Consider the following 25,608-nt stretch of genomic DNA (forward strand, 5'->3'; position numbering starts at 1 on the left):
CGGTGCCCAGCTGGAGCACCCCTCATCCGACCGAGCTTCGCACGGCCACCTTCTCCCACAAGGGGAGAAGGACAGAAGGGGCAGCGCTAGCGTTATAAGGCTTGGAAATCAAGCCGCCTGGCAGGCGTCAAAACTCTTCTTCAGCCGCTCGGCGTCGAGTTCCCTGCCGATGAACACCAGCCGGCTCTCGTGCTTTTCGCCGTCTTTCCAGGCGCGCTGGTGGTCGCCTTCGATGATCATGTGCACGCCCTGGATGACATAGCGCTCGTCGTCGCCCTTGAGCGCGATGATGCCTTTCAGCCGCAGGATGTTGGGGCCTTCCATCTGGGTGATCTTCTCGATCCAGGGGAAGAATTTCTTCGGATCCATCTCGCCGCCGCGCAGCGACACCGATTGCACCGTCACGTCATGAATGTCCGAAGCATGCGCGTGATGGTGGTGGTCGTGCCCGTCATGATCATGGTGGTGGTGATCGTGGCCGTAGTGGTCATGATGATCGTGATCGTCATGCGCCTCGAGGAAGTGCGGATCGTTTTCCAGTGCCCGGGACAGATCGAAAGCGCCGCGGTCGAGTACTTCGGTCAGGTCGACGCCGGCGCGGGTGGTACGATGGATCTTTGCCGCCGGATTGATGGCGCGGATCGTTGCCTCGACCTTGGCGAGTTCTTCTGACGTGACGAGGTCGGTCTTGTTGAGCACGACGACGTCGGCGAAGGCGATCTGGTCTTCGGCTTCCCTGGAATCCTTGAGCCGCAACGGCAGGTGCTTGGCGTCGACCAGCGCCACCACCGCGTCAAGCCTGGTCGTGGAGCGCACATCGTCGTCCATGAAGAAGGTCTGCGCCACCGGCACCGGATCGGCGAGCCCGGTGGTCTCGACGACGATGGCGTCGAAGCGGCCGGGGCGGCGCATCAGGCCCTCGACGACACGGATCAGGTCGCCGCGCACCGTGCAGCAGACACAACCATTGTTCATCTCGTAGATTTCCTCGTCGGATTCCACGATCAGATCGTTGTCGATGCCGATTTCACCGAACTCGTTGACGATGACGGCGTAGCGCTTGCCGTGGTTTTCCGACAGGATGCGGTTGAGCAGCGTCGTCTTGCCGGCGCCGAGATAGCCGGTGAGAACGGTTACGGGGATTTGCGTCTGTGCGTCGCTCATGGCTTGCCTCGAAAGTGCTGGGCCGCGAAAGATCCGGCCCTCAAAAGGGATTGTCGGTTCCATATAGGATGTGTGCCGGGCTTTTGCACGGGGCAAACCGATGGGCCAAACCGGCTTGCTACAATACCGGATTTTGACTGGCGAAAGCCGCTGTGATTGCCTAGCTCGGGATGCGGAAGGTCAATTTGAGAGGCAAGATATGTCCGGCAAGCCATCCTCCTTCTCATTGAGCCGGCGCCAGGCGCTCGGGTTGATCGCGGTCACCGCCGGAGGTGGTGCCTTCCTGCCGGCCTCGGCAATGGCCGCTCAATCTTCGGCTGCCCAGGCTTCACCCTATGCCGGACTGGCCTTGTTCGAAAACGGCGCCGGTGTCTGCACCATTACGCCTGAAGTGACCGAGGGACCGTTCTATTTCGACCCGAAACTCGAACGTGCCGATGTCACCGAAGGCAAGAAAGGTATTGCCCTTGACGTCCGGCTGCAGGTTGTCGACGTGGACTGCCGCCCACTTGCCGGCGCCCGCGTCGATATCTGGCATTGCGACGCGCAGGGCGCCTATTCCGGCTATCCCGGACAGGGTGACGGCCGCGACGTCGACACGTCGGGCCAGACCTTCCTGCGTGGTTGCCAGAAAACCGATGCAAGCGGCATCGTTTCCTTCGCCACGATCTATCCCGGCTGGTATCGCGGCCGCACCACCCATATCCATTTCAAGGTCTTCCCTGACGACAGGTCGGTGATGACCGGCCAGTTGTTCTTCCCCGACAGCCTCAGCGAGCAGATATTCACCTCTGTCGCGCCCTACAATGACCGGCCCGGCAAGCGCGACACTTCAAACGCCGATGACGGCATCGCCAGGCGGGCAGGACCGCAATCGCAGGCTGCGCTGCGCGAGTTGAACGATGCCTATCAGGCGCTGATGATCGTGGCGGTGAAGCCCGGCTGAGCGGCGGTCACTCCACCACCACCACCCTGCTCGCGACGAAAACTCCGGCTGGGAATTCGTTTGTCATCTAACTGAAATAAACATCTGGCATTAGCCACGGCGGACACCACAATGCTTGCCGGCAAAGCTGTTTGAAGCACCGGAATCTTTTTGATCGTCGATTGCCAACCGGCCGGCTGCCTCTATGCTGCCCGCACCGGTACGGCCGAAGAGGGAAGACCATGGCCAAGGCGGACAAGACTGCGACAATGAGCCGGCTGCATTCCGCGGCAAGGCTGGCAAGGACGGCGCTGGCTGCCCGGCTTCTGGCGCACGGCTTCTATGCCGGCCAGGACCAGATCATGCTGGCGCTCGACCGTGAGGACGGCCAGACGCCGGGCAATCTTGCCGGACGTCTCGGCGTGCGCCCGCCGACGATCACCAAGACCATCAACCGGCTGCAGGCCCAGGGTTTCCTGGAGAAGCGCGCTTCTGAAGCCGATGCCCGCCAGGCCCACATCTTCCTCACCGATACAGGCCGCGACATCATCCACGCCATCGAGAAATCGGTGAAGAAGACCGAAAAGCAGGCGCTGAAGGGCCTCGACAAGAAGGACCAGAAGTCGCTGTTCAAACTGCTTGCCCGCATCGAGGCCAACCTCTCGAACGAGGAATTGGTGCTCATCGACGACGACGCCGAGTCGGACGACTGACCGGCGGATTGTCGCGGCAGGCGATCAAGCCGCCGCGGCAGAGCCCTGGATCAGCGACGACCAGCGTCCCGGTGTCATGCCGAACGCCTTCTTGAACTGCCTGATGAAATGGCTCTGGTCGCTGAAGCCGGCTTCGACCGCGATCTGCGCCAACGGTTCGCCGGCGGCGATCATTCGCCGCGCACGCTGAAGCCGGCGCATCACCAGGAAGCGATGCGGACTGGTCGAGAACGCCGCGCGGAAATGCCGTGACAAGGCATAGCGGTCGAGCCCGGTTATCGCTTCCAGTTCGCCGGAGCGCACCGGCCGGGTCAGGTTTTCCGTGAGATAGTCGCGCGCCAGTGCAGCCGCCCGCCACGCCGTCCGGGTCATCGGCTTTGCCGGCTGGCCGCCATGCCGGGTCAGGCTTTGCATCAGTTGGACCAGGAAGTCGTCGACGAACAGGTCGTCGAGTTCCTGCTCCAGCGGCCCCAGCGCCGAAAGCAGCGTTGCGCAAAAGGCGGCGTCCGTCACCACGCCATCCCTCACAAAAGGCAGCGAAGCGCCGCCGAGGCAGTCGAGCATCAGCGACGGCTCCAAATAGAGCATTCGGTAGCGCAGGCCGTCCTCGGTGCCGGCGCCGCCGTCATGCAGTTCGTCGGGGTGTAGCACGATGATCTGGCCTGGAAGGCTGTGACGCGCAGCACCAAGATAGCGAAACGTCTGCACACCGTGCAGCGTTACCCCGATCGCATAGGTGTCGTGGCGATGCAGGTCGAACGCGCTGCCATGGAAGCGTGCCTCGATCCGCTCCATGCCTGCGGGATCGGGGGCGGAGATAATACGGTTTTCCGCCGCATCGATGCACAAACGTCCAAGACCCTCGAAGGCCTGGCTGTCTAGATCGTGCGACATCGTCTCCGTAAGCCTCGCATTGGGGCACAAACCGAATGGCCAATGTCTCATGTTCGATACGAAATTTGCAATCGTGCTCAGGGAAGATCTGCCGGTCTGGCAGAAACTCAACGTCACCGCCTTCCTGACCAGCGGCATCGTCGCCCAGTTTCCCGACATCATCGGCGAACCCTATCGCGACCGCGCCGGCAATCTCTACAACCCGCTGTCGATCCAGCCGGTCATCGTTTTGTCCGCCGACCAGGCAACGTTGGGCGCCATCCACCGGCGCACGCTGGAGCGCGGCGTGACCACCTCGCTCTATGTCGAGGAGATGTTTTCGACCGGCTTTGACGCGGCCAACCGCGCCGTCTTCGCCGAATTTGCGCCTGAAGACGCCAAGGCGGTCGGGATCGCGCTTCGCGCCGACAAGAAGCTGGTCGACAAGATCACCAAGGGCGCCCGTATGCACCCGTAGCTTTCAAAGGCATCGACTAAGCCTGCCGCCGACACTTGTTGTGCCAGCCGGCTTTGGCGTGGCGACAGCCGACAATTGGCTTGCCGGGAGCCGGCAATTCCCGCAAAGGTGGGTCCAGCCCAGCTCCCACCCGGCCTGCAAGTGAGTGCTCCCCAAAGACATGTAGAAAGCGCGACGCCCCCGGTGGCGATCCTGTGCATGCTTTCCACTTACGTCTGCTTCACCTTCCTCGACACATCAAGCAAATACCTCGTCCTTGCCGGCGTTTCCGTGCTGGTCGTTGCCTGGGTGCGCTTTGCCGTGCATGTCATCCTGGTCGGCACCCTGTTGCGCGGCTGGCGCCAACCCATGCGGTTTCGCCCGGTCAACCTGCCTGCGCATATCCTGCGCGGGGCTTTCCTGTTCGGATCGACCATATTCAATGTCCTGGCGCTCAAATCCCTGCAACTGGCCGAGACAACCTCGATCTATTTCTTTGGGCCGATGGTGATCACGGCGCTGGCCGGTCCGCTGCTTGGCGAGTGGGCGGGCTGGCGGCGCTGGCTGGCCATCCTGGCGGCCTTTGCCGGCGTCCTCATCATCACCCGACCGGGCGTCGGCGTGTTCGGCATCGGACATCTCTTCGCGCTCGGCTCGATGCTGTCGAACTGCTTCTACGTCATCATGACGCGCCGCATGTCGGCGACCGAGACATCGGAGAGCCTCATCCTGTTTTCGGCGCTGGCGCCGGCGCTGCTGCTGTTGCCCCTGCTGCCGTTTTCGTTTTCCCTGCCGCATGACGGCTGGCACTGGTTCGTGCTGCTGATGCTCGGCGTGTTCGGCGGCGTCGGTCACTGGCTGCTCGTCCAGGCCTACCGGCTGGCGACGACCACGGCTTTGGCGCCCTATCCCTATTCGCAGATGGTGTGGATGATCATTTCCGGATGGATCGTCTTCAAGCAGTTTCCCGACCGCTGGACGCTGGTCGGCGCCGCCATCATCGTCGCCAGCGGCCTCTACATCGTCCATCGCGAGCATAGGCTTCGGCTGCGGAGCCGCGCGGCCTCGGACGTCGAGGCCGAGGCGTTGGCAAAAAAACTTTGATTTGCCCCCGATCGGTGGCATAACGCCGCCTTTAAACAGTTTAGGTCTGGAAAGTCAGGTCCGGGGAGCACACGTCGCTGGCACAAAAAATCAAGCTTTCGACGATCGCGGATGCGCTCGGCGTGTCCACGGCCACGGTCTCGCTGGCGCTGCGCGACAGCCCTCTTGTTGCCGGGACCACCCGTGACCGCATCAAGGAACATGCCCGCGCCATCGGCTATATCTACAACCGACGCGCCGCCAGCCTGCGCACCTCGCGTTCCGGCATTGTCGGCGTCGTCGTGCACGACATCATGAACCCGTTCTTCGCCGAGATCCTGCGCTCGATCGAAAGCGAGCTCGACCGCAGCCGGCAAACCTTCATCCTGTCCAACCACTATGATCAGCTCGAAAAGCAGCGCACTTTCATCGATACGCTTTTGCAACTCGGCGCCGACGGCGTCATCATGTCGCCGGCGATAGGCACGCCGGCTTCCGACATCGTGATGGCCGAGGAGAACGGCCTGCCGGCTGTGCTGATCGCGCGCACCGTCGAGGGTGCCGACGTGCCGGTCTTTCGCGGCGACGACTCTTATGGAACAGGCCTCGCCACCAACCACCTGATCTCGCTCGGCCACAAGCGCATCGCCATGATCGGCGGCACCGACCAGACCTCGACCGGCCGTGACCGCTACCAAGGCTATATCAACGCGATGGAGGCGGCCGGGCTGGAAGTCAGGCCGTCCTGGCGCATCGCCGGGCCGCGCACCAAGCAGGCCGGCTTCGAGGCCGCCGGACAGTTCCTGGCGCTGAAGGACAGGCCGACGGCAGCCTGCTGCTGGAACGACCTCGTCGCCATCGGCCTGATGAACGGCATTGCCCGCGCCGGCCTGGTGCCGGGCGTCGACATCTCGGTCACCGGCTATGACGACCTCGAAGAGGCGGCGATCGCGACGCCGGCGCTGACCACCGTCTGGAACGGCCAGCGCGAGGTTGGCCGCCGCGCCGCCAGCGCGCTGCTCGACAAGCTCAACGGGCAGACGGTGCGACCCTCGCAGGAATTGATCAAGCCGGAACTGCATGTGCGTCAGTCGACCGGCAAGCCGGTGGAGCGTGCATGACCAAGGCCGAACAGTTGCAGACCGTCGCCATCCTGGTGCCGGGCGATTTCAACGACCACGCGGTCGACCGCATCAACCGCACGTTCAGGCGTGTCAGAATTGAACGCGCCGATCCGGCGCTCGTCACCGACGAGATGCGCAGTGATGTGCGCGGCATCGCTTCGTTCGCCGGCATCAACGCGGCGATGATGGATGCATTGCCCAACCTCGAACTCATCGCTTCCTTCGGCGTCGGCTATGATTCGGTCGATGTCGGTCATGCGGCGGCGAAAAACATCATGGTCACCAACACGCCCGACGTGTTGACCGAGGAGGTCGCCGACACCACGATCGGGCTGTTGATCAACACCATCCGCGACCTGCCGCGCGCCGAGACCTGGCTGCGCGACGGCAGCTGGGTGCGCAAGGGCAACTATCCGCTGAGCCGGCTGACCTTGCGCGGGCGCAGTGTGGGTATTTTCGGCATGGGCCGCATCGGGCAGGCCATTGCCCGGCGTCTGGAGGCCTTTGGCTTGCCGGTCGCCTACCACAACCGGCGCCGTGTCGAAGGTCTTTCCTACCACTATCATGCGACCCTGAAAGGGCTTGCCGAAGCCGTGGATACGTTGATTTCGGTCGCGCCGGGCGGCGCCTCGACGGAGAAGGCGGTCAATGCCGAGATACTGTCGGCGCTTGGCGCCAACGGCGTCTTCGTCAACATCGGCCGTGGCAGCACGGTCGATGAGGCAGCGCTTGCGGCAGCCCTTGCCAACGGCACCATCGCCGCTGCCGGCCTCGATGTCTTTGCCGACGAACCGAACGTGCCCAAGGCGCTGCTCGACGCGCCCAACACCTCGCTGCTGCCGCATGTCGGCTCGGCCTCGGACCATACACGCCGCGCCATGGCGGATCTGTGCGTCGACAATCTGGTGTCCTGGTTCACCGAGCGCCAGCCGCTGACGCCGGTGCCCGAGACGGCGCATGTGAAGGCTAGAAACTGATCGGTGGCTGCCACATTTATTAACGTCAGCTTAACCCTTTGGAATCATTGTTCAACCTGTCCGTGTACGTGGATGAAGAATGATGAAAGCACTTTCCGCATTGATCGCTGCCGCAGCGCTGTTTGGTGGCATTCAGCTGTTTCATGGCGGCAGCCGGGAAAGCGTAGCCAACGAGGCCGCCCCGTCCAACAGCTACAGGCTGGTCGCCAATGGCGATGAAGCGGTCTGTGCAGTCAGCCGCGGGGCCGAAATTTCGGACGGTTTGTCGTTGCTCACCGTTGCTCCCAAATGCCGTCGGCTCTTGCCGGGCATAGAACAGGCGAAGTTCTGGCGCGAGCAAAACGATGGCACCGTTGCCTTCAGCGCCAATGGCACCGATCCAATCGTCACCTTCGCGGCTGCCGATGGCGACGGCTACGAATCCTATGCCCCGGCGCTGCCGCTGCTGTCGCTGGCGGCCACCCGTGATAAAAAATCCGGCGACTGATTATTCCGCTGCGGCCCGCGCGCCCGCCTTCGCTGCGGCGTGCAGCCGAACCGCATCGCCGAAGGCACGGAATATTTTCACCGAATTGCTGTCCGACTTGACCCAGTATTCCGGGTGCCATTGCACGCCGACGGCGAAGGCGCGGGCGTCCCGCACCGAAACCGCCTCGACCGTACCGTCGGTGGCGACGGCCTCGACCTGCAGCTTCGAGCCGAGCCGGTCGATCGCCTGGCGGTGCAACGAATTGACCTTGATGTCGCCGGCACCGAACACACCGGCCAGGCAACTGTCAGGTTTGATCGAAATGGTCTGGTGGATGGCGAAGCGTTCGTCCTGCTTCTCGCTCACCGGCGCGCGGTGATCGAGCGAACCCTCGCGCTCCTGGATCTCGGTGCCGAGCGTGCCGCCCAACGCCACGTTCAGTTCCTGGATGCCGCGGCAGATGGCGAGCAGCGGCACGCCGCGTTCGATCGCCCGGCGGATCAGCGGCAGCGTCGTGGCGTCGCGCGCCGGATCATAGGGGCCATTGGCTTCACTGGCGTCGCCGCCATAAAGCGAGGGATGCACATTGGATTTTGAGCCGGTGACCATGACGCCGTCGACCGATGACAGGAGTTCGTCGAAATCGAGCCGGTCGCCGAACGATGGCACCAGCACCGGGAACACGCCGGCGCCGGCGATCGCCGCTTCCAGATATTGTTGTGGGGCGGCGTGCCAGGTGTAGTTGTCGAACTGACGGACGTCGGTCGATATGGCGACGAGCGGCTGATGCATTTTGGCTCTATGTTCCATCGGGGCAAGGGATACCTGCCTTCAAAATAGGCGATCCCACGTTATTTTTCCATGCCAAGTTTCGGCGTGTCGCATGGGCCACGAAACGGCCTGTTAGACTATAGTTGCAGTGCAGCCGGGCTTCGCCGTCAAATCGGGCCGGCCTGCTGGACTCGACTTCTTGCCTGTGTATTGTCTCGAACGAACCGACACGGAAACCGAGGATTTTCTGACGTCGGCCTGTTGATCCAAAAGGGAGGAACTTCATGGATCGTCGTTCATTCATTCGCAAGGCCGGTGTCACCGGCGTCGGTGCCGCGGCGGCGGCGGCCACGCTGGCGGCGCCTGCAATCGCCCAGTCCAATCCCAAGGTGACATGGCGGCTGGCGTCGTCCTTCCCGAAGTCGCTCGACACCATCTATGGCGGCGCCGAGGTGTTCTCGAAGATGCTGTCGGAAGCCACCGACGGCAATTTCCAGATCCAGGTTTTTGCTGCCGGTGAGCTGGTGCCTGGCCTGCAGGCCGCCGACGCCACCACGGCCGGCACGGTCGAGGCCTGCCATACGGTGGCATATTATTACTGGGGCAAGGACCCGACATGGGCGCTCGGTGCGGCGGTTCCCTTTTCGCTCAACGCACGCGGCATGAATGCCTGGCATTACCATGGCGGCGGCATCGACCTGTTCAACGAGTTTCTCGCCACGCAGGGCCTTTTCGGCCTGCCGGGCGGCAACACCGGCGTGCAGATGGGTGGCTGGTTCCGAAAGGAAATCAACACGGTGGCCGACCTTTCCGGCCTCAAGATGCGAATCGGCGGTTTTGCCGGCAAGGTGGTGCAGAAACTCGGCGTCGTGCCGCAGCAGATCGCCGGTGGCGACATCTATCCGGCGTTGGAAAAAGGCACCATCGACGCGGCCGAATGGGTCGGTCCCTATGACGACGAGAAGCTCGGCTTCTACAAGGTGGCGCCCTATTATTACTATCCCGGCTGGTGGGAGGGCGGCCCGACCGTCCACCTGATGTTCAACAAGGCGAAGTACGAAGAGCTTTCGCCAACGTACAAGTCGCTGCTGCACACTGCCGCGCAGGCGGCCGACGCCAACATGCTGCAGAAATACGATTATCTGAACCCTGCGGCGGTGAAGCGGCTGGTGGCCGGCGGCGCGAAACTGCGCCCGTTCAGCCAGGAGATCATGGCCGCCTGCTTCGAAAAGGCCAACGAGGTCTATACCGAAATGGAAGCTTCCAACGCCCCGTTCAAGAAGATCTGGGAATCGATCAAGGGCTTCCGCAAGGAGCATTATCTCTGGGCACAGGTGGCCGAATACAATTACGACACCTTCATGATGGTCCAGCAGCGCAACGGCAAGCTGTAGCCGGCCGGACTTCTGCTCAAAAGCTCTCTGGGCGGCCCCCCGCTCAGGGAGCTTTTCTGTATATGCCGGGAGGCGAAGCCGGCGGTTCAGCCGCGGCGCGGCACCACCAGAACCTTGACCTCGCCGGGCGCCGGCGGATTGGCGATCACCGCTGGCGCTTCTTCAAGCGACACCTGCCTGGAGATCAGCCTGTCGATCTCGACCGCACCGGAAGCGATGAGTTCGGCGGCGCGGCGATGGGTGTAGGGATTGAGGAAGGAACCGAGCACCTTCAGTTCCCGGAACAACAGGTCGAACGGCTCGAATTCCGCTTTCATGCCTTGCGGCGTCACGCCGACAATGACGACCGTGCCGCCGGCTCGGGCCAGGCGCATGGACTGCTCGACGGTCTCTCGCACGCCGGCGCATTCGAAGACGACGTCGACGCCACCTGGCGCCAGACCAGCCGGTCCGGCGATCGCATCGATGACATCGGTGGCTGTCGGATCGATCGTCGCTGTCGCGCCGAGGTCCTCGGCGAGGGCGCGCCGCGAAGCCTGCCTGGTCGACAGGATGATGGTCGTGGCTCCCGCCAGTCTTGCCAGCTGCACGGTGAGCAGGCCGATCACGCCGCCGCCAAGCACGACCACCGAGCTGCCCGGTTTGATACCGGCCAGGTCGACGCCATGCAGGCAACAGCCGAGCGGCTCGCAGAAGGCACCGTGCAGGGGGTTCAGGCCTACAGGCAGGACGAAAGCCTGTTTCTGCGGCAAGGCAAGATAGTCGGCAAAGCCGCCGTCGCGATGAATGCCGACCGCGCACAGATTGGTGCAGAGATTGACTTGTCCCGCGTGACAGTGCGCGCAGCGCCCACAGGCTATGTTGGGGTCGCCGGTAACACGATCGCCGATGGCAAAACCCGAGACCGATTTTCCGATCGCCTCGACGATGCCGGAAAACTCATGGCCGGGCGTCACCGGTGGCGTGCAAGGAAATTCACCGTGAAACAGATGCCGGTCCGTGCCGCAGACGCCGCAGGCTTCGATGCGCACCAGTAGCTCATCCGCACCGATGTCAGGCATGTCGACGTCGCGCAGCGTGATGTCGCCCACTGCTTCCAGCCGCACCGCTTTCATGGTCTTGACCATGCCGGTTCAGTTGAAGCTTGGCGGTTGCGACAGGTCGGGCTGCGGCGCTGCCGGCTTTGCCGGTGTCGGATCGCCGAAACTGGGCGGTTGCGAAAGGTCAGGGGCGGCCGGCGCCGTGGCGCCACCAGCGGGCGCCGCTCCATCCGCCGGCGGCGTGCCCAGCGGCGACAGGCCGGGCACCTCCGGTACCTTGTAGTCGATGGTGCCCGGATCGACGGTCGTTCCCTTGTAGTGCATCACCATTTGCGGGAAGGCGATGGTCAGCCCGATCATGATCACCTGGATGCAGACAAAGGGCACCGCGCCCCAATAGATCTGGCCGGTGGTCACCGGCGCGATTTGTTTGCCGGTGAGACGATCGAGATAGGGCACGCGCGCGGCCACCGAACGCAGGTAGAACAGCGCGAAGCCGAAGGGCGGGTGCATGAAGCTGGTCTGCATGTTGACGCCCAGGAGCACGCCGAACCAGATCAGGTCGATGCCGAGCTTGTCGGCGGCGGGCGCCAGCAGCGGTACGATGATGAACGCCAGTTCGAAGAAGTCGAGGAAGAAGGCGAGGAAGAAGACGAGCATGTTGACGCCGATCAGGAAGCCGACCTCGCCGCCCGGCAGCGACGTCAAAAGGTGCTCGACCCAGATGTGGCCGTTGACGCCGTAGAAGGTCAGCGAGAACACCCGTGCGCCGATCAGGATGAACAGCACGAAGGACGACAGCCTTGTCGTCGAGGCCAGTGCCTGCTTAACGACGTCAAGCGACAAGCGCCCCTTGGCCGCCGCCATGAACAAGGCGCCGACCGAGCCCATGGCGCCGCCTTCGGTCGGCGTGGCGATGCCCAGGAAGATGGTGCCCAGCACCAGGAAGATCAGCGCCAGTGGCGGGATCAGCACGATGATCACCTGCTGCGCGAGCCTGGACATCATGTTGAAGTTCAGGCGCTTGTCGGCAATGGCGACGATGTAGATGAACAGCACCCCGGCAGTCGCGCCAAGAATGTCGGCATTGTCGCCATGCGCCGGCGCCAGATAACGATACGCCGCGTAGGAAACCGCCGATGTGACCAGCAAAGCCACCAGCAGCGACATCACGCCATGGCCAAGTGTACGGGCCTCGAGCGGCAGCGCCGGCATCGAGTTCGGCCGGATGATCGACATGATCAGGATATAGGACATATAGAGGCCGGTGAGCACGAGGCCCGGGATCAACGCGCCCGCGTACATATCGCCGACCGAGCGGCCGAGCTGGTCGGCAAGCACGATCAGCACCAGCGACGGCGGGATGATCTGGGCAAGCGTGCCGGAGGCGGCAATGACACCGGATGCGAGCCGGCGGTCATAGCCATAGCGCAGCATGATCGGCAGCGAGATCAGGCCCATGGCGATGACGGAAGCCGCCACCACGCCGGTGGTCGCCGCCAAAAGCGCGCCGACGAAGATCACGGCGTAGGCGAGGCCGCCGCGAATTGGCCCGAACAGCTGGCCGATCGTGTCGAGCAGGTCTTCGGCCATGCCCGACCGCTCGAGCACGATGCCCATGAAGGTGAAGAACGGGATGGCCAGCAGCGTGTCGTTCGACATCACCCGGCTGCCGTAGAAATTATCCGGCAATGCGTGCAGGAGCGGCCAGGCGAGGTTGATCGATCCTCCGGAATAGGGAGACAGCAGCACGCCGATGAAGAAGAACATCAAGCCGTTGGCGGCCAAGGAAAAAGCGACGGGGTAGCCGATCAGCAGGAAGATGATCAGCGAAGCGAACATGATCGGCGCCATGTTCTGCGCGATGAACTCCATCACGAACGCACCTCGTCGGCCAGCGCCTTGGCTTCGAGTTCGGCCTGCTCATGCACCGATATGAAGGGATTGGGGTCGTCCATGTCTCCGCGCATGATGGCGATCTTCTTGATGATCTCGGAGATGCCCTGCAGCGCCAGCAGGAAAAACCCGACGAGCAGGATGGCCTTGGCGGGCCAGATGATCAGGCCGCCGGAATTGTTGGACATCTCGCCGCTGCGAAACGACAGCGACACATAAGGAACGAAATAGATCACCATCAGCGTCACGAACGGCATCAGAAAAAAGACATGCCCGAAAAGGTCGATCCAGTGCTGCACGCGGCGTGGAAACAGGCCGTAGACGACGTCGATGCGGATATGTTCGTTCTGCTTCAGCGTATAGGCGGCGGCCAGCATGAAGGCGGCGCCGAACAGATACCATTGCAGCTCGAGCCAAGCGTTCGAGGATATGTCGAACACCTTGCGGATAATGGCGTTGGCGGCGCTCACCAGGATCGCCAGCAGGATCAGCCACGATATCCATTTGCCGATGAACTCGTTGGCGCGATCAATAGTCCTGGATAGAGCGAGAAGCCCTGCCATGCATTCCTCCCTTGTACCGGAGGCGTGCCGGCTTCCCCCTTTTTGTCCGTCACGCCACGTGGTCCAACGGTATGCCGCGCGTGGACTGACGGGTCAACAAGGATAGAGGCAGCGAATATCATCGCATGGCAGACAGTGCCCAATACCGGCGATCTGCCCTCGCGTCATGCAACCAAAGTCTGACGTTTTCAGGCGATTTTGCCGGTGTCGCGGCCGGCGCCGATCAGGATCAGCGTCGTGACCAGGAACAGGTACATCCACGCGTCGCGCCACTCGACCGGGAAATAGCCGGCCCACAGCGATTCGGCCATGCCGAAGACGGCCGCGCCGAGCGCCGCGCGCGGTGGCGAGAGATAGCCGCCGACCGCCGTCACGAACAGGATCTTCAGTCCGTAGACGAGGCCCGACCCGAAGCTGACATTGCCGTAATAGAGCCCGGCCATGACAGCGGCCAGCGCGGCGCAGAAGCCGCCGAACAGCACCGCGTGCCGGAACACCGCGCGTACGTCGACGCCGCACATCGCGGCAGCCTTGGGGTCGTCGGAGACGGCGCGCCAGCACCGTCCGAAGCTCGACCGGGCAAAAGCCCAGCTTGCCAGCGCGATTGCCGCCACCACCACGGCGCAGTCGATAAGCTGGATGAGCGTCAGCGTTGCCTTGAAGGTCGCGCCCTGCGCGAAAACGATGGGCTGCGCCAGCATCGGCGGCAGCCACAGATCATGCGTGTCGGCGGCGATGCGGCTCGCTTCGGACAGCAGCAGCAGGATGCCGAGCGTCGTCACCACGATTGCATTGGGCGTGCGGTCGGCCAACGGTTCGAAGACACTGCGCGACAGCACGTGGCTGATCAGCGCGGCATAGAGGAACGCAGCGACGACGCCGAGCGCCACCGCCGCCAGCAGCGTCAGCCACAGCACCTGATAGCCGAAGGCCGCGGTCAGGATCATGGTCTGGCCGCAAAAGGCGAACAACGCGCCATAGGCGAGATTGGTGCGGTGCAGGATGCCGTTGGTCAGCACATAGCCAAAGGCGAGCAACGCATACAGCGCGCCCGAATGCAGCCCGTTCAGCACCTGCTGGAAGAAATAGAGCATGCAAAACCTCGAAGCATGCCGCCCAAAAGTGCGAAGCGGTCCTGGCCAACAGCATGCTCAAAAGGCTGCGGAGACCACCGCATCCGGAGTGAGGTTGCATCGCTGAATCTAACTTGTCAAATACGATTTATCGGTTAGATTTTCGCCATGACGGTATCATGGACCCCGCACCGCTTCACCGGCGGCCTGCTTGCGCTCGACACGGCGAACACCGTCGTGCTGCGCGGCGATCCGGAGCGGACGTTCGACCGCTTCGAAGATCCGGCCGAGATTGCCCGCTTCGCCGACGCGGCGAGCCGCTTTCGCGCCGCCGAGCTTGGCGAAAGGCCGCTGGCGGTAGCCTCGCCGGTGGCGATCGCGCCCGTCGTGCTGTCGATCCGCGAGGCGACGGACCGGCTGTTTCGTGGAGCGGCGTCGAAGGGCGCGGTCGCCACCGCTGATCTGCCCGGATTCCTGAGCGCCTGCGCCGAGGGTCTGGCCGGCAGCCGGACCGAGATCGGTGCGCCGGGAAGGCCGTTCGGTGATCCCCTGACGCCGATCGCCTTCGAGGCGGCGCTGGCGGTTTCGGCGCTATCGCTTCTGCGCGACGATACCGTCGCAAGGCTCAGGATCTGTCCCAACTGCACCTGGCTGTTCGTCGACAGAAGCCGCAATTCCAGCCGCCTATGGTGCGACATGGCGGTGTGCGGCAACCGTCAGAAGGCAAGCCGTCACTATCGCCGTCGTCGCATGGCGGAAAATGAGGTCAAGAATGCGTAGCGGCCTTTCCCGTTCGATCCTTGTTGGCGCGGCGCTCATCGTGGCCGTTGCGCTCGGCGCCTGCCGCGACACCGGCGACGCCGAAGGCAAGCTGTTCGAGGTTTCCGGCAAGATATTCGTTTTCAACTACCGCCTCGCCAGGGCGACTTATGTGGTGACCCTGCGGCCGCTGAAGCCGATGGGAGAGGGCCAGGTGGCGGTCGCCAGCTTCCAGGATCCCGCCGGCGGCGCACCTCTGGTGGTCGAGCAGAAGGTCTGGCCGAAGCTCGACAAGGTGACGCTGGAGAGCCCGGCACTGACCTGCGTCGTCAAGAACAAGCCCTATGCGATTGCCATCAGCATCAAGGGCGCCGACGGCGCGGTCCTGCAGAAGATCGACACCACGCTGATGTCGACGGAAGACCAGTCGATCCTGCCCGACCGGCCGCTGGTCATCGACCAGCTCTACACCGCCAATCCCGATCTCGTCGGCCATCCCGACGGCAAGCTGCCGGGCGAGCCGAAGCCAGATTGCTCGAAAGGCGGCTGACGCGTCGCGGCCGCCCGTGCCGCAGCTGTAATGTTCATGCGCCGGGCAATGTCCGCGGATCGGTTTCATACCCGATTCAGCATGGCCGCGGACTGTTCGTTGCGCGTTGCCTGGCATCTGCGATTTTGTTTGACCTGCCTTGCAAGGGGAGAAAGGATGCGTCATCCGACCCCGACGTTGGCTGCCTGCCCCGCGTGGCCTCCGCAGAGGAAATGCCTGATGACGCTGCACGACGTCGCGCTCGACGACAAGTTCGATCTCGCAAAGGAGCGCATCTTCCTGTCCGGCGCGCAGGCGGTCATTCGCATGCTCTTGATGCAGCGCGAGCGCGACCGTCGCGCCGGCTTGAACACGGCCGGCTTCGTCTCCGGCTATCGCGGTTCGCCGCTCGGCGGCCTCGACATGCAGCTGTGGAAGGCGAAGAAACAGCTCGCCCAAGCTGACATCGTCTTCCAGCCGGGTCTCAACGAGGAGCTTGCCGCCACCGCCTGCTGGGGGGCGCAGCAGACGGAGCTGCTGGGCGAGGGCACTCATGACGGCGTCTTTTCGGTCTGGTACGGCAAGGGACCGGGCGTCGACCGCTCAGGCGATGTGTTCCGCCACGCCAACCTCGCCGGATCGTCGAAGCATGGCGGCGTGCTTGCGCTGATGGGCGACGACCATATGGCCGAATCCTCGACCAATGCGCACGCCACCGAATTCCTGTTCGTCGACACGATGGTGCCGATCCTCAACCCGGCCGGTGTCCAGGAGATCATCGACTACGGGCTCTACGGCTTCGCCATGTCGCGCTTTGCCGGCACGTGGGCGGCGATCAAATGCGTCAAGGACAACATCGAATCGACCGCCTCGGTCGATGCCGCGCTCGGGCGGCTGAACATCGTCGTGCCGGAGTTCGACATGCCGCCTGGCGGTCTCAACATCCGCCACGAGATCGACATGCTCGGCCAGGAGGAGCGGCTGCATGAACACAAGCGCGCCGCGGCCTCCGCCTTCATTCTTGCCAATGGACTGAACCGCATCGTCTATTCGGGCGGCCGCAATCCGAAGATCGGCATCATCACGCTCGGCAAGAGCTATCTCGACGTTCGCCAGGCGCTGGAGGATATCGGCATCGACGAAGCGGCCGCCAACCGCATCGGGGTGCGGCTGTTCAAGGTCGGCTGCCCCTGGCCGCTCGACCTGCATCACATCGCCGGTTTCGCCCGCGGCCTCGACACCATCGTCGTCGTCGAGGAGAAGCGCTCGCTGATCGAGGTACAGTTGCGCGAAAGCCTTTATGGCACTGCCACCCAACCGGTCATTATCGGCAAGAAGGACGAGCGCGGCGACTGGCTGTTTCCGGCCAAAGGCGCGCTCGATCCCAACGAGATCGCCATCGCGCTTGGCGAGAGGATCGTCAGGACCAACGGCCCGTCCGAAGAGATTTCGGCGCGGGTGGCAAAACTGCGCCAGTTCCAGGCAATGCTCACCGAGGCCACCGACATCGGCTCGCGCACGCCGTTCTTCTGTTCCGGTTGCCCGCACAATTCGTCCACCAAGGTGCCGGACGGCTCGATCGCCGCGGCCGGCATCGGCTGCCACTTCATGGCGCTGTGGATGGACCGCAACACAGTCGGCTTCACGGCCATGGGCGGCGAGGGCGCGCAATGGGTCGGCCAGGCGCCGTTCTCCAAGCGCGAGCACATCTTCCAGAATCTTGGCGACGGCACCTACAACCATTCCGGTACGCTGGCGATCCGCTTCGCGCTGTCGAGCGATGCCAACATCACCTACAAGATCCTCTACAACGACGCGGTCGCCATGACCGGCGGCCAGCCGCACGAAGGCGGCCTGACCGTCGATATGATTGCCAGGCAGGTGCGGGCCGAGGGTGTCGACCGCATTGCCATCGTCACGGATGAGCCGGACAAATATGCTGGCAAAGCCGAATTCCCGGCCGGCGCCACTATCCATCACCGCGACGACCTCGATCTCGTCCAGCGCGAGCTGCGCGACGTCAAGGGCGTTTCGGTCTTGCTCTACGACCAGACCTGCGCCGCCGAAAAACGCCGCCGCCGCAAGCGCGGCACATTCCCCGATCCCGACAAGCGCGTCTTCATCAACGAACTGGTCTGCGAAGGCTGCGGCGATTGCGGCGTACAGTCGAACTGCGTCTCGATCCAGCCGGTCGAGACCGAATTCGGCCGCAAGCGCAAGATCGACCAGTCGAGCTGCAACAAGGATTTCTCCTGCGTCAACGGCTTCTGCCCGTCCTTCGTCACTGTGCACGGCGCCAAGATCCGCAAGGCCGAGGGCCTGGCCGGCAAGGCCGATCCGCTGGAAGGCGTGCCCGTGCCGGCGCAATTCCCGCTTGGCGAGCAGGGCTGGGCGGCGATCATCGACGGCGTCGGCGGCACCGGCGTCGTCACCGTCGGTGCGGTGCTAGGCATGGCGGCGCATCTTGAGGACAAGGGCTGCGGCATGATCGACATGGCCGGCCTCGCCCAGAAGGGCGGCTCGGTGTTCACCCATGTCCGCATCGCTCGTACCCCCGACGACATCCATGCGATCCGCGTTTCGGCGGGGAAGGCCGATCTCGTGCTTGGCTGCGATCTCGTCGTGTCGGGCGCCAAGAAGGTGCTGACCGCGGTGCGCGAGGGCCACACCATCTTCGTCGCCAACACCGCCGAGATCATGCCCGGCGAATTCGCCCGCTCGGCCGATTTTTCGTTGCCGATAGAGCGGCTGAAAAAGGCGATCCGCGCGGCTGCGGGCGACGACAAGGCACATTTCTTCGATGCCACCCGCACTGCCACGGCACTTTTCGGCAATTCGCTCGGCGCCAACATGTTCATGCTTGGCTTTGCCTTCCAGCACAGCGGCCTGCCGCTGTCGGCCGAGGCGGTCGAGAAGGCGATCGAGCTCAATGGCGAAGCCGTGGCGATGAACATCGCCGCCTTCCGCTGGGGCCGTCGCGCTGCCCATCAGCCGGATTTCGTGCGCGGGCTGGTTGCCCAGCCGGGTCCGACCGCGGCTGGAAAGGCAGGCCAGGCCACGGATACCGCCGAGACGCTGGACGACATCATTGCCCGCCGCGTCGCCTTCCTGACCGCCTATCAGAACGCCGCCTATGGCAGGCGTTATGCCGGAAAACTGGCCGCGTTGCGCGCCGCCGAAGCGAAGGCCGTGCCTGGTTCGACCGCGGTGTCGCAGGCTGCCGCCAGGAACCTGTTCAAGCTGATGGCGATCAAGGACGAATACGAGGTGGCGCGTCTTTACACGGACGGCTCTTTCACCGCCGAACTGGGCAAGCAGTTCCAGAGCTACGAAAGGCTTGAATTCCACCTCGCTCCGCCGATCATGGGCCGTCGCGGCAATGACGGAAGCCCGCGGAAATCGAGCTTCGGCCCGTGGATGATGAAGGGTTTTCGCGTGCTGGCGGCGATGAAGGGCCTGCGCGGCACCGCCTTCGACCTGTTCGGCTACACCGCCGAACGGCGCATGGAGCGGCAGCTGCTGGCGCGGTACGAGGCGGATCTGGAGCTCATCGCCGGATCGTTGGCCCCAGCCAGGGTCGATGCGGCGGTTGCGCTGGCCTCGGTGCCTGCCCTCATCCGCGGCTATGGCCACGTCCGTCAAGCCAGCGCGCAAAAAGCCGCCGGCGAGCGCCAAAGGCTGCTCGAACGCCTGTCGAGTACGCCGGCGCGGCCCGAACTTCAGGCCGCCGAATGATCGATACGCCTTGTTTACCTGAACGACAGTTTCCTTGCTTTCCGCTGCGTCACCCGGCTTGACGGCAGGAGCGCGAGGGTCTCTCTAAATCTTTCTTAAGGCGGATGTGGCACTGCTTGGCTCCCCAGGGTTGGGATTCAGGCGTTGAATCTGCGAAAAAAGAACGAGATCCCGGTCGACGTCTATATTCCGTTCGTGGAAACCCTGTTTCGCGACGGGCTGACGCTTTCGATCGGCATTCTCGCGCAGACTTTCCTGATCGGCCTGGTCTGGTGGAAGAGCGGCGATCCGCGGTATTTGCTGGTCGCGATCTCGATGGTTCTCGTCGGTGTGTTCCGCATGAGAAACTTTCGAAAATACAACAGCATGCCGTCGCCGACGACCTGGGAAGAGGCGCACAAGCGTGAGAATGACTACATTCTCTATGGCTCACTGCATGGCTTGACGCTTGGCGCTTTCTGCCTGCTCGGCATCTATTTCGCGCGCGATGGTTTCGCCGAAATCGCCTCCGTTTGCCTGACGCTCGCGACGGCGACCTCCATCGCCGGCCGCAACTACGGCTCGCCGCGCATGGTCACCATCCTGACCATTGCCTTGACCTGGCCGATCTCGCTTGGCTTCCTGCTGCGCGGCGACATCTACCATGTCCTCCTCGGGCTCCTGTCGGCGCCGTTCCTGTTCGCCATCCGGAAATTCGCCAACACCGTACGCGATGTGCTTTTTGCGGCCGTCTCGGAAGAGAAGAAGGCCAACCGCATTGCCCAGCGCTTCAACCGGGCGCTCAACACCATGTCGCACGGCCTTGTCATGCTCGGTCCGGACGGCCGCGTCGCGGTGGCCAATGCCGAGGCCGCGCATCTGATGTCGCTCAAGTCGCCCGACGCGCTGCTCGGACGGTCGATCCACGGTCTGTTGATGCGCGGTGTCGCCGGCGGCATGCTGGCGCCCAAGGATTGCCGCTACATCGAGGCGCAGCTGACGCGTGCCCTGCGTGAGGGTCGCGACCGCAAGGTGCTGGTTTCCCTCGCCAACGGCCAGCATTACGAGTTCTCGGCTCGCGAGGGCAGCCAGGAACTGGGCGTCATCACCTTCGAGGACGTCACCGCCCGTGTCGAGGCGGAAGACAAGATCCGCTTCATGGCACGCTACGACAATCTCACCGGCCTGCCCAACCGGGCCTATTTCCATGAATTGGTGGGCGAGGCCATGGCGTCCGGCGATCGCGACCGACTCTGCGGCCTTGCGGTGCTGGATCTCGACGATTTCAAGAGCGTCAACGACACGCTTGGCCATCCGATCGGCGACGGCTTGATCTATGCCGTTGCCGAGCGGCTTGGCGCCATTGCCAAGCATATCACGGTCAGCCGTTTCGGTGGCGACGAGTTCATGATCTTCTTCGACCGCGTCGAGGATGAGAGCCATCTGACCAGCCAGCTCGACGAGATTTTCGCCGGCCTGCAAGGGGAAGTCGACGTCGCCGGTCACGGGCTGCGCATTCAGGCCAGCGGCGGCGCGGTGCTGTCACGGGTCAAGGATACCGATGTCGACGCCATGATCGTGAAGGCGGACCTGGCGCTCTACAAGGCCAAGGAACTCGGCAAGAACAGCTGGCGATTGTTCGAAGCTTCGATGGATGCCGCCTTCCGCAACCGTCAGCTGATGAAGGCGGATCTGCGCACCGCGGTAGAGGGCAAGAGCCTGCGGGTGGTCTATCAGCCGATCGTGGCGATGAGCACCATGCGTATCGCCAGTTGCGAGGCGCTGTGCCGGTGGGATCATCCAGATCTCGGGCCAATCTCGCCCAGCATCTTCATTCCACTGGCCGAGGAAATGGGCATCATTTCCGAGATCAGCACCTTCGTGCTGCAGGCAGCCTGCGCCGAATGCGCCAAATGGCCCGACCAGACCAGCGTCTCGGTCAATCTCTCGGCCAAGGATTTCCGCAGCCGCGATGTCATCCAGAAGGTTCGCGATGCGTTGGCCGGCTCCGGCCTCGCCGCCAGTAGGCTCGAGATCGAGGTCACCGAAACGGCGCTGCTCGACGACAAGTCGCTGACGCGTCAGTATATTGAGGAGCTGAAGCAGCTTGGCGTGCGCATCGCGCTCGACGATTTCGGCACCGGCTATTCGAGCCTGAGCTACCTGCACAAGCTGCCGCTCGACAAGATCAAGATCGACCGCTCTTTCCTGATGGACGTCACCCAGAATCCCCGTTCGCTCGAGCTGCTCAAGGGTATCGTCAACCTGTCGCGGCCGCTGGGGCTTTCGGTGACCGTCGAAGGGGTCGAGACCTTCGAGCAGCTCAAGATCCTGGCGCTGCAGGTCAAGCCTGATCTTGTCCAGGGGTTCCTGTTCGGTTCGGCGCTCAGCGCTTCCGGCATCGAGACGATGTCGAACACGGTATGGCCCTTCGCCAAGGATATCAGGACCGCCAAAAAGGCGGTACGCCGCTGATTTGCGGCGCCTGGCGCATGGTGCCCAGGCACTGAGAGCCCATCCCTGTTTCCATCAGGATTGAACAGGCGCCCAGGCTTTAGGCATTCACTGCATTCGAGGTTTCTTTGCACATCGCGGGCCATGCCAGAATTTCAGCCGCTTCCCGTCATGTTCGAGATTCGCTCTTCCCCGTCGCGACGCAGAAAACGAAGAAAACCACCAATTTTAGTTTCATTTTAGCAATCGTTAACCTTAACGACTGGTAAACGGGCCGCTTCCTGTTTTCATCTTTTACATCCCAGGACCCTGTCGTAGTGTCGGATCGCGGCGGCAATGTACGGGGATTGAGTTGATGATTGTGCAGTTGAGTTCGCTTCGTCCGGTGACGGGCGAGGACGGCAAGGACGCCGCCGACACCATGTCCAGCTTCGCCCGCAACGTTTCGGCGATGCTTGAGCGGACAGAGTACCGCCGCTGCGACAAGGGCGAAGATCTCGAGGACATCTACCGCCTGCGCTACAAGTCATATCGCTCGAACGATATGGTGCCCGACAACGAAAACCATACCATTCACGATGAGCTCGACGAGGCACCGAATGTGTACCGCTTCGGGGTCTATATCGACCAGGAACTCGTCAGCACGCTGCGTATCCATCACGTCACCTTGGCCACGCCGATGTCGCCTTCCACCAAGGCCTTTGGCGACATCGTCATGCCGATGCTTCGTGACGGGCTGAGCTTCATCTGTCCCAGCCGGTTTGCGTCCGATCCCGAATGGTCGCGCGTCTACCCGCAGATTCCCTACCTGACGCTGCGGCTGGCCGGCATGGCGTGCTTCCATTTCAACGCGCCCTACTGCCTGTCGACCATTCGCGAGGATCACGCCGGCTTCTACAAGCGTATCTACTACTCGGAGAAGATCAGCGAGTCGCGCGCCTATCCGGGCGTTTTCAACAAGGTCGTGCTCTACCGCGCCGACGTCAACGCAATCCGCGAGCGGTCCTTCTCACGGTTCCCGTTCTTCCGCTCGACGCCAATGGAGCAGCGCATGCTGTTCGATACGCCGCATGTCGGGGAACTCGCGCCGCTGACCATCCTGCCGACGGCAAAATACTATCACGAAGCCGCCTGATACGGCAGGGATCCACACGATTTTGCAGGGCCGACAGGAGCCTTTTGGCGACTTCGACGTTCTGGGTGAGGCCACGAGCAGCGCTCCGGGTCGATCTGAGGTTTTTGAGGGAACCCGCCATGACCATTTCCACACTTGCGCTAACCCCGCTCATCTCGCTGATCGCCGGCGTGCTGATCCTGGTCATGCCAAGGCTGTTGAACTACATCGTCGCGCTCTATCTGATCGTCGTCGGGTTGCTCGGGCTATTTCCGCATCTAGCCGGCTGAGGCGCCGGCTTAGGCCACGCAAGCGTCCGCCCTTCGGAGTTCCGCATCAAGCATCAGAATCCAGCGATCGGACTCCGTCGCGGCGTCGACTGCTGGCTTCAATCTTTCTTTGAGGCAGTTGTCGGTTGTTGTGCGGCAATAGCGCCATTGCTCTCGGCGCGGCTTTTCGCTATGTGCCTGAAAGATGTCTTCGAAGGGGTATTCCTATGGCTGATCACTCGCCGACTGGTCCTGTCGAACTGGGCGCGAAGATGGACTATGCCGAGCATGACCGCACCTATGCGGGCTTCCTCGCGCTGGCCAAGTACGGCTCGCTGTTTTGTGGCGCCCTGCTCCTGGCGATGGCCTTCGGCTTCTTCGCGGGCGGCTTCTTCTCGGCGACCATTCTGTTCGTGCTGATTCTGGCTGTCGGCGCCTTTATCCTCCGATAGATTTTTCCGACATCTTGTCCACGGCGCCGCCGCGAGGCCGGCCGGCGTCTTGCGGGAAATAGCTTCCGGCCGAAAGGATCATGCGGTGGGGCAGACGGTTTTCATCCCTCGTGAGCTCGATGCCAACGAGCCGCGCGTCGCGGCTTCGCCCGATACGGTGAAACGGCTGGCGGCGTTGGGCTTCGACGTCGTCGTCGAGGCCGGTGCCGGTCTGAAATCGCGCATCATCGATGCCGACTATGCGAGCGCCGGCGCTGCTATCGGCAAGGCTTCCGATGTCGCCAAGGCCGATGTGGTGCTGAAGGTGCGCCGGCCTGGTGATGCCGAGCTGAAGAGCTACAAGCCCGGCGCGGCTGTGATCGCCATCATGGACCCCTACGGCAACGATGCCGCCGTGGCAGCTCTTGCCAAGGCCGGCGTCACCGCTTTCTCGATGGAATTCATGCCCCGGATCACCCGCGCGCAGTCGATGGACGTCTTGTCCTCGCAGGCCAATTTGGCCGGCTATCAGGCGGTGATCGACGGGGCTTCGGAATATGACCGCGCCTTGCCGATGATGATGACGGCGGCCGGCACGGTGCCGGCGGCGAAGGTCTTCATCATGGGCGTTGGCGTCGCCGGCCTGCAGGCGATCGCCACCGCGCGCCGGCTTGGTGCGGTTGTCACCGCCACCGACGTTCGCCCCGCCGCCAAGGAACAGGTCGCCTCGCTCGGCGCCAAGTTCCTCGCGGTCGAGGACGAGGAATTCAAGGCGGCCGAAACGGCCGGCGGCTACGCCAAGGAAATGTCGAAGGAATATCAGGCGAAGCAGGCGGCACTCACATCAGAGCACATCGCCAAGCAGGATATCGTCATCACCACGGCGCTCATTCCCGGCCGGCCGGCGCCCAAGCTGGTCTCGGCGGCGATGGTCGCTTCGATGAAGCCGGGCTCGGTGATCGTCGACCTCGCGGTCGAGCGCGGCGGCAATGTCGAGGGCGCCGAAGCCGGCAAGGTGGTCACCACCGCCAACAACGTCAAGATTGTCGGCCATCTCAATGTGCCTGGCCGCATCGCGGCGTCGGCCTCGCTGCTTTATGCCAGGAACCTGTTCGCCTTTCTCGAGACGCTGGTCGACAAGACGACCAAGACGCTTGCCATCAATCGCGACGACGATCTGGTCAAGGCAACGATGCTGACCGATGGCGGCAAGGTGGTTCATCCGGCTTTCGTGAAAGCCGACCAGCAGCCGGCAAAGGGCCAATATGTCGAGCCGGCCGCGATCCCGGCCAAGACCATGGTCGCCGATGCTTCGCCCAAGAAAGCCGCGCCCAAGAAGGCGGCCGCACCCAAGTCGCCCTCGTCGAAGCCGAAAGGGATCGCGTGATGGACCAGACCCTGCAGAAAGCCCTCGACCAGCTCGACCAGGCCTCCGCCGCCGTCCGGCTGGCGGTGCACAATCTGGCGACCGCGCCCGGCGGCACTGACGCAGCCGGTGATGCCGCGCATGCGCTCTCCGGCGGCGCCATCGATCCCTTCGTCTTCCGCTTCGCCATCTTCGTCCTGGCGATCTTCGTCGGCTACTACGTCGTCTGGTCGGTGACCCCCGCACTGCATACGCCGCTGATGGCCGTCACCAATGCCATCTCCTCGGTCATCGTCGTCGGCGCGCTGCTTGCCGTCGGCATCGCCGCCTCCGGCATTGCCGCGGGCTTCGGCTTCGTCGCGCTGATGCTGGTTTCGGTCAACATCTTCGGCGGCTTCCTCGTCACCCAGCGCATGCTGGCCATGTACAAGAAGAAGGACAAGTAGAGCG

At 63.2% G+C, this 25,608-nt stretch carries 24 protein-coding genes; 17 read left to right on the top strand and 7 right to left on the bottom strand.

All coding sequences use genetic code 11. From position 1 onward, the window contains the following. Positions 1-108 precede the first annotated feature (108 nt). On the bottom strand, positions 109-1,164 hold the full coding sequence (locus tag M729_RS0133635) for a GTP-binding protein (protein WP_027164195.1): 1,056 nt from the start codon (positions 1,162-1,164) through the stop codon (positions 109-111). A gap of 199 nt (positions 1,165-1,363) precedes the next feature. Between M729_RS0133635 and M729_RS0133640 the strand changes: the two genes are divergently transcribed. Then, positions 1,364-2,110: an intradiol ring-cleavage dioxygenase gene (locus M729_RS0133640; RefSeq protein WP_027164196.1), complete on the top strand. Its 747-nt coding sequence runs from the start codon at positions 1,364-1,366 to the stop codon at positions 2,108-2,110. A gap of 221 nt (positions 2,111-2,331) precedes the next feature. Further along, positions 2,332-2,802 (top strand): MarR family winged helix-turn-helix transcriptional regulator, encoded by a 471-nt coding sequence (locus M729_RS01000000136395; RefSeq protein ID WP_013528223.1) that lies wholly within the window; start codon positions 2,332-2,334, stop codon positions 2,800-2,802. A gap of 24 nt (positions 2,803-2,826) precedes the next feature. Here the strand turns inward: M729_RS01000000136395 and M729_RS0133650 are convergent, their stop codons facing one another. After that, positions 2,827-3,696, bottom strand: a complete 870-nt coding sequence (locus M729_RS0133650; protein ID WP_027164197.1) for an AraC family transcriptional regulator — start codon at positions 3,694-3,696, stop codon at positions 2,827-2,829. 49 nt (positions 3,697-3,745) lie between these two features. Between M729_RS0133650 and M729_RS0133655 the strand changes: the two genes are divergently transcribed. From M729_RS0133655 to M729_RS0133675, 5 genes are all read left to right on the top strand, one after another. Next, positions 3,746-4,153, top strand: coding sequence for a DUF2000 family protein (locus M729_RS0133655; protein ID WP_027164198.1), 408 nt, complete (start codon positions 3,746-3,748; stop codon positions 4,151-4,153). 198 nt (positions 4,154-4,351) lie between these two features. After that, a complete protein-coding gene (locus M729_RS0133660; RefSeq protein WP_032809875.1) occupies positions 4,352-5,236 on the top strand; it encodes a DMT family transporter in 885 nt (294 codons plus the stop codon). Positions 5,237-5,313: 77 nt separating this feature from the next. Continuing rightward, positions 5,314-6,336, top strand: a complete 1,023-nt coding sequence (locus M729_RS0133665) for a LacI family DNA-binding transcriptional regulator (protein ID WP_081714208.1) — start codon at positions 5,314-5,316, stop codon at positions 6,334-6,336. Next, positions 6,333-7,316, top strand: coding sequence for a 2-hydroxyacid dehydrogenase (locus M729_RS0133670; protein WP_027164200.1), 984 nt, complete (start codon positions 6,333-6,335; stop codon positions 7,314-7,316). Before M729_RS0133665 ends, M729_RS0133670 begins: the two co-directional genes overlap by 4 nt. Positions 7,317-7,398: 82 nt before the next feature. Next, positions 7,399-7,803 carry a hypothetical protein gene (locus tag M729_RS0133675; protein WP_024501916.1) on the top strand — a complete coding sequence of 135 codons (405 nt, stop codon included), beginning with the start codon at positions 7,399-7,401 and terminating at the stop codon, positions 7,801-7,803. On the opposite strand, the gene M729_RS0133680 is transcribed toward M729_RS0133675, so the two are convergent. Continuing rightward, positions 7,804-8,577 (bottom strand): gamma-glutamyl-gamma-aminobutyrate hydrolase family protein, encoded by a 774-nt coding sequence (locus M729_RS0133680; protein WP_027164201.1) that lies wholly within the window; start codon positions 8,575-8,577, stop codon positions 7,804-7,806. It abuts the gene before it with no gap. 263 nt (positions 8,578-8,840) lie between these two features. Between M729_RS0133680 and M729_RS0133685 the strand changes: the two genes are divergently transcribed. After that, positions 8,841-9,950, top strand: coding sequence for a TRAP transporter substrate-binding protein (locus M729_RS0133685; protein WP_013528215.1), 1,110 nt, complete (start codon positions 8,841-8,843; stop codon positions 9,948-9,950). Positions 9,951-10,036: 86 nt separating this feature from the next. On the opposite strand, the gene M729_RS0133690 is transcribed toward M729_RS0133685, so the two are convergent. From M729_RS0133690 to M729_RS0133705, 4 genes are all read right to left on the bottom strand, one after another. Next, positions 10,037-11,065, bottom strand: a complete 1,029-nt coding sequence (locus M729_RS0133690; RefSeq protein ID WP_027164202.1) for a zinc-dependent alcohol dehydrogenase family protein — start codon at positions 11,063-11,065, stop codon at positions 10,037-10,039. Between the two features lie 18 nt (positions 11,066-11,083). Further along, positions 11,084-12,868 (bottom strand): TRAP transporter large permease subunit, encoded by a 1,785-nt coding sequence (locus M729_RS0133695; protein WP_174299056.1) that lies wholly within the window; start codon positions 12,866-12,868, stop codon positions 11,084-11,086. Continuing rightward, positions 12,865-13,449 (bottom strand): TRAP transporter small permease subunit, encoded by a 585-nt coding sequence (locus M729_RS0133700; RefSeq protein ID WP_013528212.1) that lies wholly within the window; start codon positions 13,447-13,449, stop codon positions 12,865-12,867. The genes M729_RS0133695 and M729_RS0133700 overlap by 4 nt, the downstream gene beginning before the upstream one ends. A gap of 188 nt (positions 13,450-13,637) precedes the next feature. Then, a complete protein-coding gene (locus M729_RS0133705; RefSeq protein WP_027164203.1) occupies positions 13,638-14,543 on the bottom strand; it encodes a branched-chain amino acid ABC transporter permease in 906 nt (301 codons plus the stop codon). Between the two features lie 147 nt (positions 14,544-14,690). Here M729_RS0133705 and M729_RS0133710 point away from each other — a divergent pair, with 147 nt between their 5' ends. From M729_RS0133710 to M729_RS0133755, 9 genes are all read left to right on the top strand, one after another. Beyond that, the gene (locus M729_RS0133710) at positions 14,691-15,302 is read left to right on the top strand and encodes a CGNR zinc finger domain-containing protein (RefSeq protein WP_027164204.1); all 612 of its coding nucleotides are present in this window, start codon (positions 14,691-14,693) and stop codon (positions 15,300-15,302) included. Then, positions 15,295-15,831, top strand: coding sequence for a hypothetical protein (locus tag M729_RS0133715; protein ID WP_084652797.1), 537 nt, complete (start codon positions 15,295-15,297; stop codon positions 15,829-15,831). Before M729_RS0133710 ends, M729_RS0133715 begins: the two co-directional genes overlap by 8 nt. Positions 15,832-16,050: 219 nt before the next feature. Further along, on the top strand, positions 16,051-19,545 hold the full coding sequence (locus tag M729_RS0133720) for an indolepyruvate ferredoxin oxidoreductase family protein (protein ID WP_027164206.1): 3,495 nt from the start codon (positions 16,051-16,053) through the stop codon (positions 19,543-19,545). 144 nt (positions 19,546-19,689) lie between these two features. Further along, on the top strand, positions 19,690-21,999 hold the full coding sequence (locus M729_RS0133725) for an EAL domain-containing protein (RefSeq protein WP_027164207.1): 2,310 nt from the start codon (positions 19,690-19,692) through the stop codon (positions 21,997-21,999). 334 nt (positions 22,000-22,333) lie between these two features. Beyond that, positions 22,334-23,113, top strand: coding sequence for a hypothetical protein (locus tag M729_RS0133730; protein ID WP_013528206.1), 780 nt, complete (start codon positions 22,334-22,336; stop codon positions 23,111-23,113). A 119-nt stretch (positions 23,114-23,232) separates the two neighbouring features. Further along, the gene (locus M729_RS1000000138210; protein ID WP_013528205.1) at positions 23,233-23,382 is read left to right on the top strand and encodes a DUF3096 domain-containing protein; all 150 of its coding nucleotides are present in this window, start codon (positions 23,233-23,235) and stop codon (positions 23,380-23,382) included. 206 nt (positions 23,383-23,588) lie between these two features. Beyond that, positions 23,589-23,813 carry an aa3-type cytochrome c oxidase subunit IV gene (locus M729_RS0133740; RefSeq protein ID WP_013528204.1) on the top strand — a complete coding sequence of 75 codons (225 nt, stop codon included), beginning with the start codon at positions 23,589-23,591 and terminating at the stop codon, positions 23,811-23,813. An 85-nt stretch (positions 23,814-23,898) separates the two neighbouring features. Then, a complete protein-coding gene (locus M729_RS0133750) occupies positions 23,899-25,179 on the top strand; it encodes a Re/Si-specific NAD(P)(+) transhydrogenase subunit alpha (RefSeq protein WP_013528203.1) in 1,281 nt (426 codons plus the stop codon). Beyond that, positions 25,176-25,604: an NAD(P) transhydrogenase subunit alpha gene (locus M729_RS0133755; protein ID WP_024501908.1), complete on the top strand. Its 429-nt coding sequence runs from the start codon at positions 25,176-25,178 to the stop codon at positions 25,602-25,604. The genes M729_RS0133750 and M729_RS0133755 overlap by 4 nt, the downstream gene beginning before the upstream one ends. The last annotated feature ends 4 nt before the right edge of the window (positions 25,605-25,608 follow it).

The organism is Mesorhizobium sp. WSM1293 (genome assembly GCF_000513875.1).
GTDB classification, from domain to species: domain Bacteria; phylum Pseudomonadota; class Alphaproteobacteria; order Rhizobiales; family Rhizobiaceae; genus Mesorhizobium; species Mesorhizobium ciceri.

Bases quoted from the DNA above. Each gene is read 5' to 3' on its own strand.
- M729_RS0133635 (WP_027164195.1), bottom strand. From the start codon at position 1,164: ATGAGCGACGCACAGACGCAAATCCCCGTAACCGTTCTCACCGGCTAT.
- M729_RS1000000138210 (WP_013528205.1), top strand. From the start codon at position 23,233: ATGACCATTTCCACACTTGCGCTAACCCCGCTCATCTCGCTGATCGCC.
- M729_RS0133700 (WP_013528212.1), bottom strand. From the start codon at position 13,449: ATGGCAGGGCTTCTCGCTCTATCCAGGACTATTGATCGCGCCAACGAG.
- M729_RS0133675 (WP_024501916.1), top strand. From the start codon at position 7,399: ATGAAAGCACTTTCCGCATTGATCGCTGCCGCAGCGCTGTTTGGTGGC.
- M729_RS0133705 (WP_027164203.1), bottom strand. From the start codon at position 14,543: ATGCTCTATTTCTTCCAGCAGGTGCTGAACGGGCTGCATTCGGGCGCG.
- M729_RS01000000136395 (WP_013528223.1), top strand. From the start codon at position 2,332: ATGGCCAAGGCGGACAAGACTGCGACAATGAGCCGGCTGCATTCCGCG.
- M729_RS0133680 (WP_027164201.1), bottom strand. From the start codon at position 8,577: ATGCATCAGCCGCTCGTCGCCATATCGACCGACGTCCGTCAGTTCGAC.
- M729_RS0133655 (WP_027164198.1), top strand. From the start codon at position 3,746: ATGTTCGATACGAAATTTGCAATCGTGCTCAGGGAAGATCTGCCGGTC.
- M729_RS0133715 (WP_084652797.1), top strand. From the start codon at position 15,295: ATGCGTAGCGGCCTTTCCCGTTCGATCCTTGTTGGCGCGGCGCTCATC.
- M729_RS0133685 (WP_013528215.1), top strand. From the start codon at position 8,841: ATGGATCGTCGTTCATTCATTCGCAAGGCCGGTGTCACCGGCGTCGGT.
- M729_RS0133650 (WP_027164197.1), bottom strand. From the start codon at position 3,696: ATGTCGCACGATCTAGACAGCCAGGCCTTCGAGGGTCTTGGACGTTTG.
- M729_RS0133720 (WP_027164206.1), top strand. From the start codon at position 16,051: ATGACGCTGCACGACGTCGCGCTCGACGACAAGTTCGATCTCGCAAAG.
- M729_RS0133730 (WP_013528206.1), top strand. From the start codon at position 22,334: ATGATTGTGCAGTTGAGTTCGCTTCGTCCGGTGACGGGCGAGGACGGC.
- M729_RS0133640 (WP_027164196.1), top strand. From the start codon at position 1,364: ATGTCCGGCAAGCCATCCTCCTTCTCATTGAGCCGGCGCCAGGCGCTC.
- M729_RS0133710 (WP_027164204.1), top strand. From the start codon at position 14,691: ATGACGGTATCATGGACCCCGCACCGCTTCACCGGCGGCCTGCTTGCG.
- M729_RS0133740 (WP_013528204.1), top strand. From the start codon at position 23,589: ATGGCTGATCACTCGCCGACTGGTCCTGTCGAACTGGGCGCGAAGATG.
- M729_RS0133690 (WP_027164202.1), bottom strand. From the start codon at position 11,065: ATGAAAGCGGTGCGGCTGGAAGCAGTGGGCGACATCACGCTGCGCGAC.
- M729_RS0133670 (WP_027164200.1), top strand. From the start codon at position 6,333: ATGACCAAGGCCGAACAGTTGCAGACCGTCGCCATCCTGGTGCCGGGC.
- M729_RS0133660 (WP_032809875.1), top strand. From the start codon at position 4,352: ATGCTTTCCACTTACGTCTGCTTCACCTTCCTCGACACATCAAGCAAA.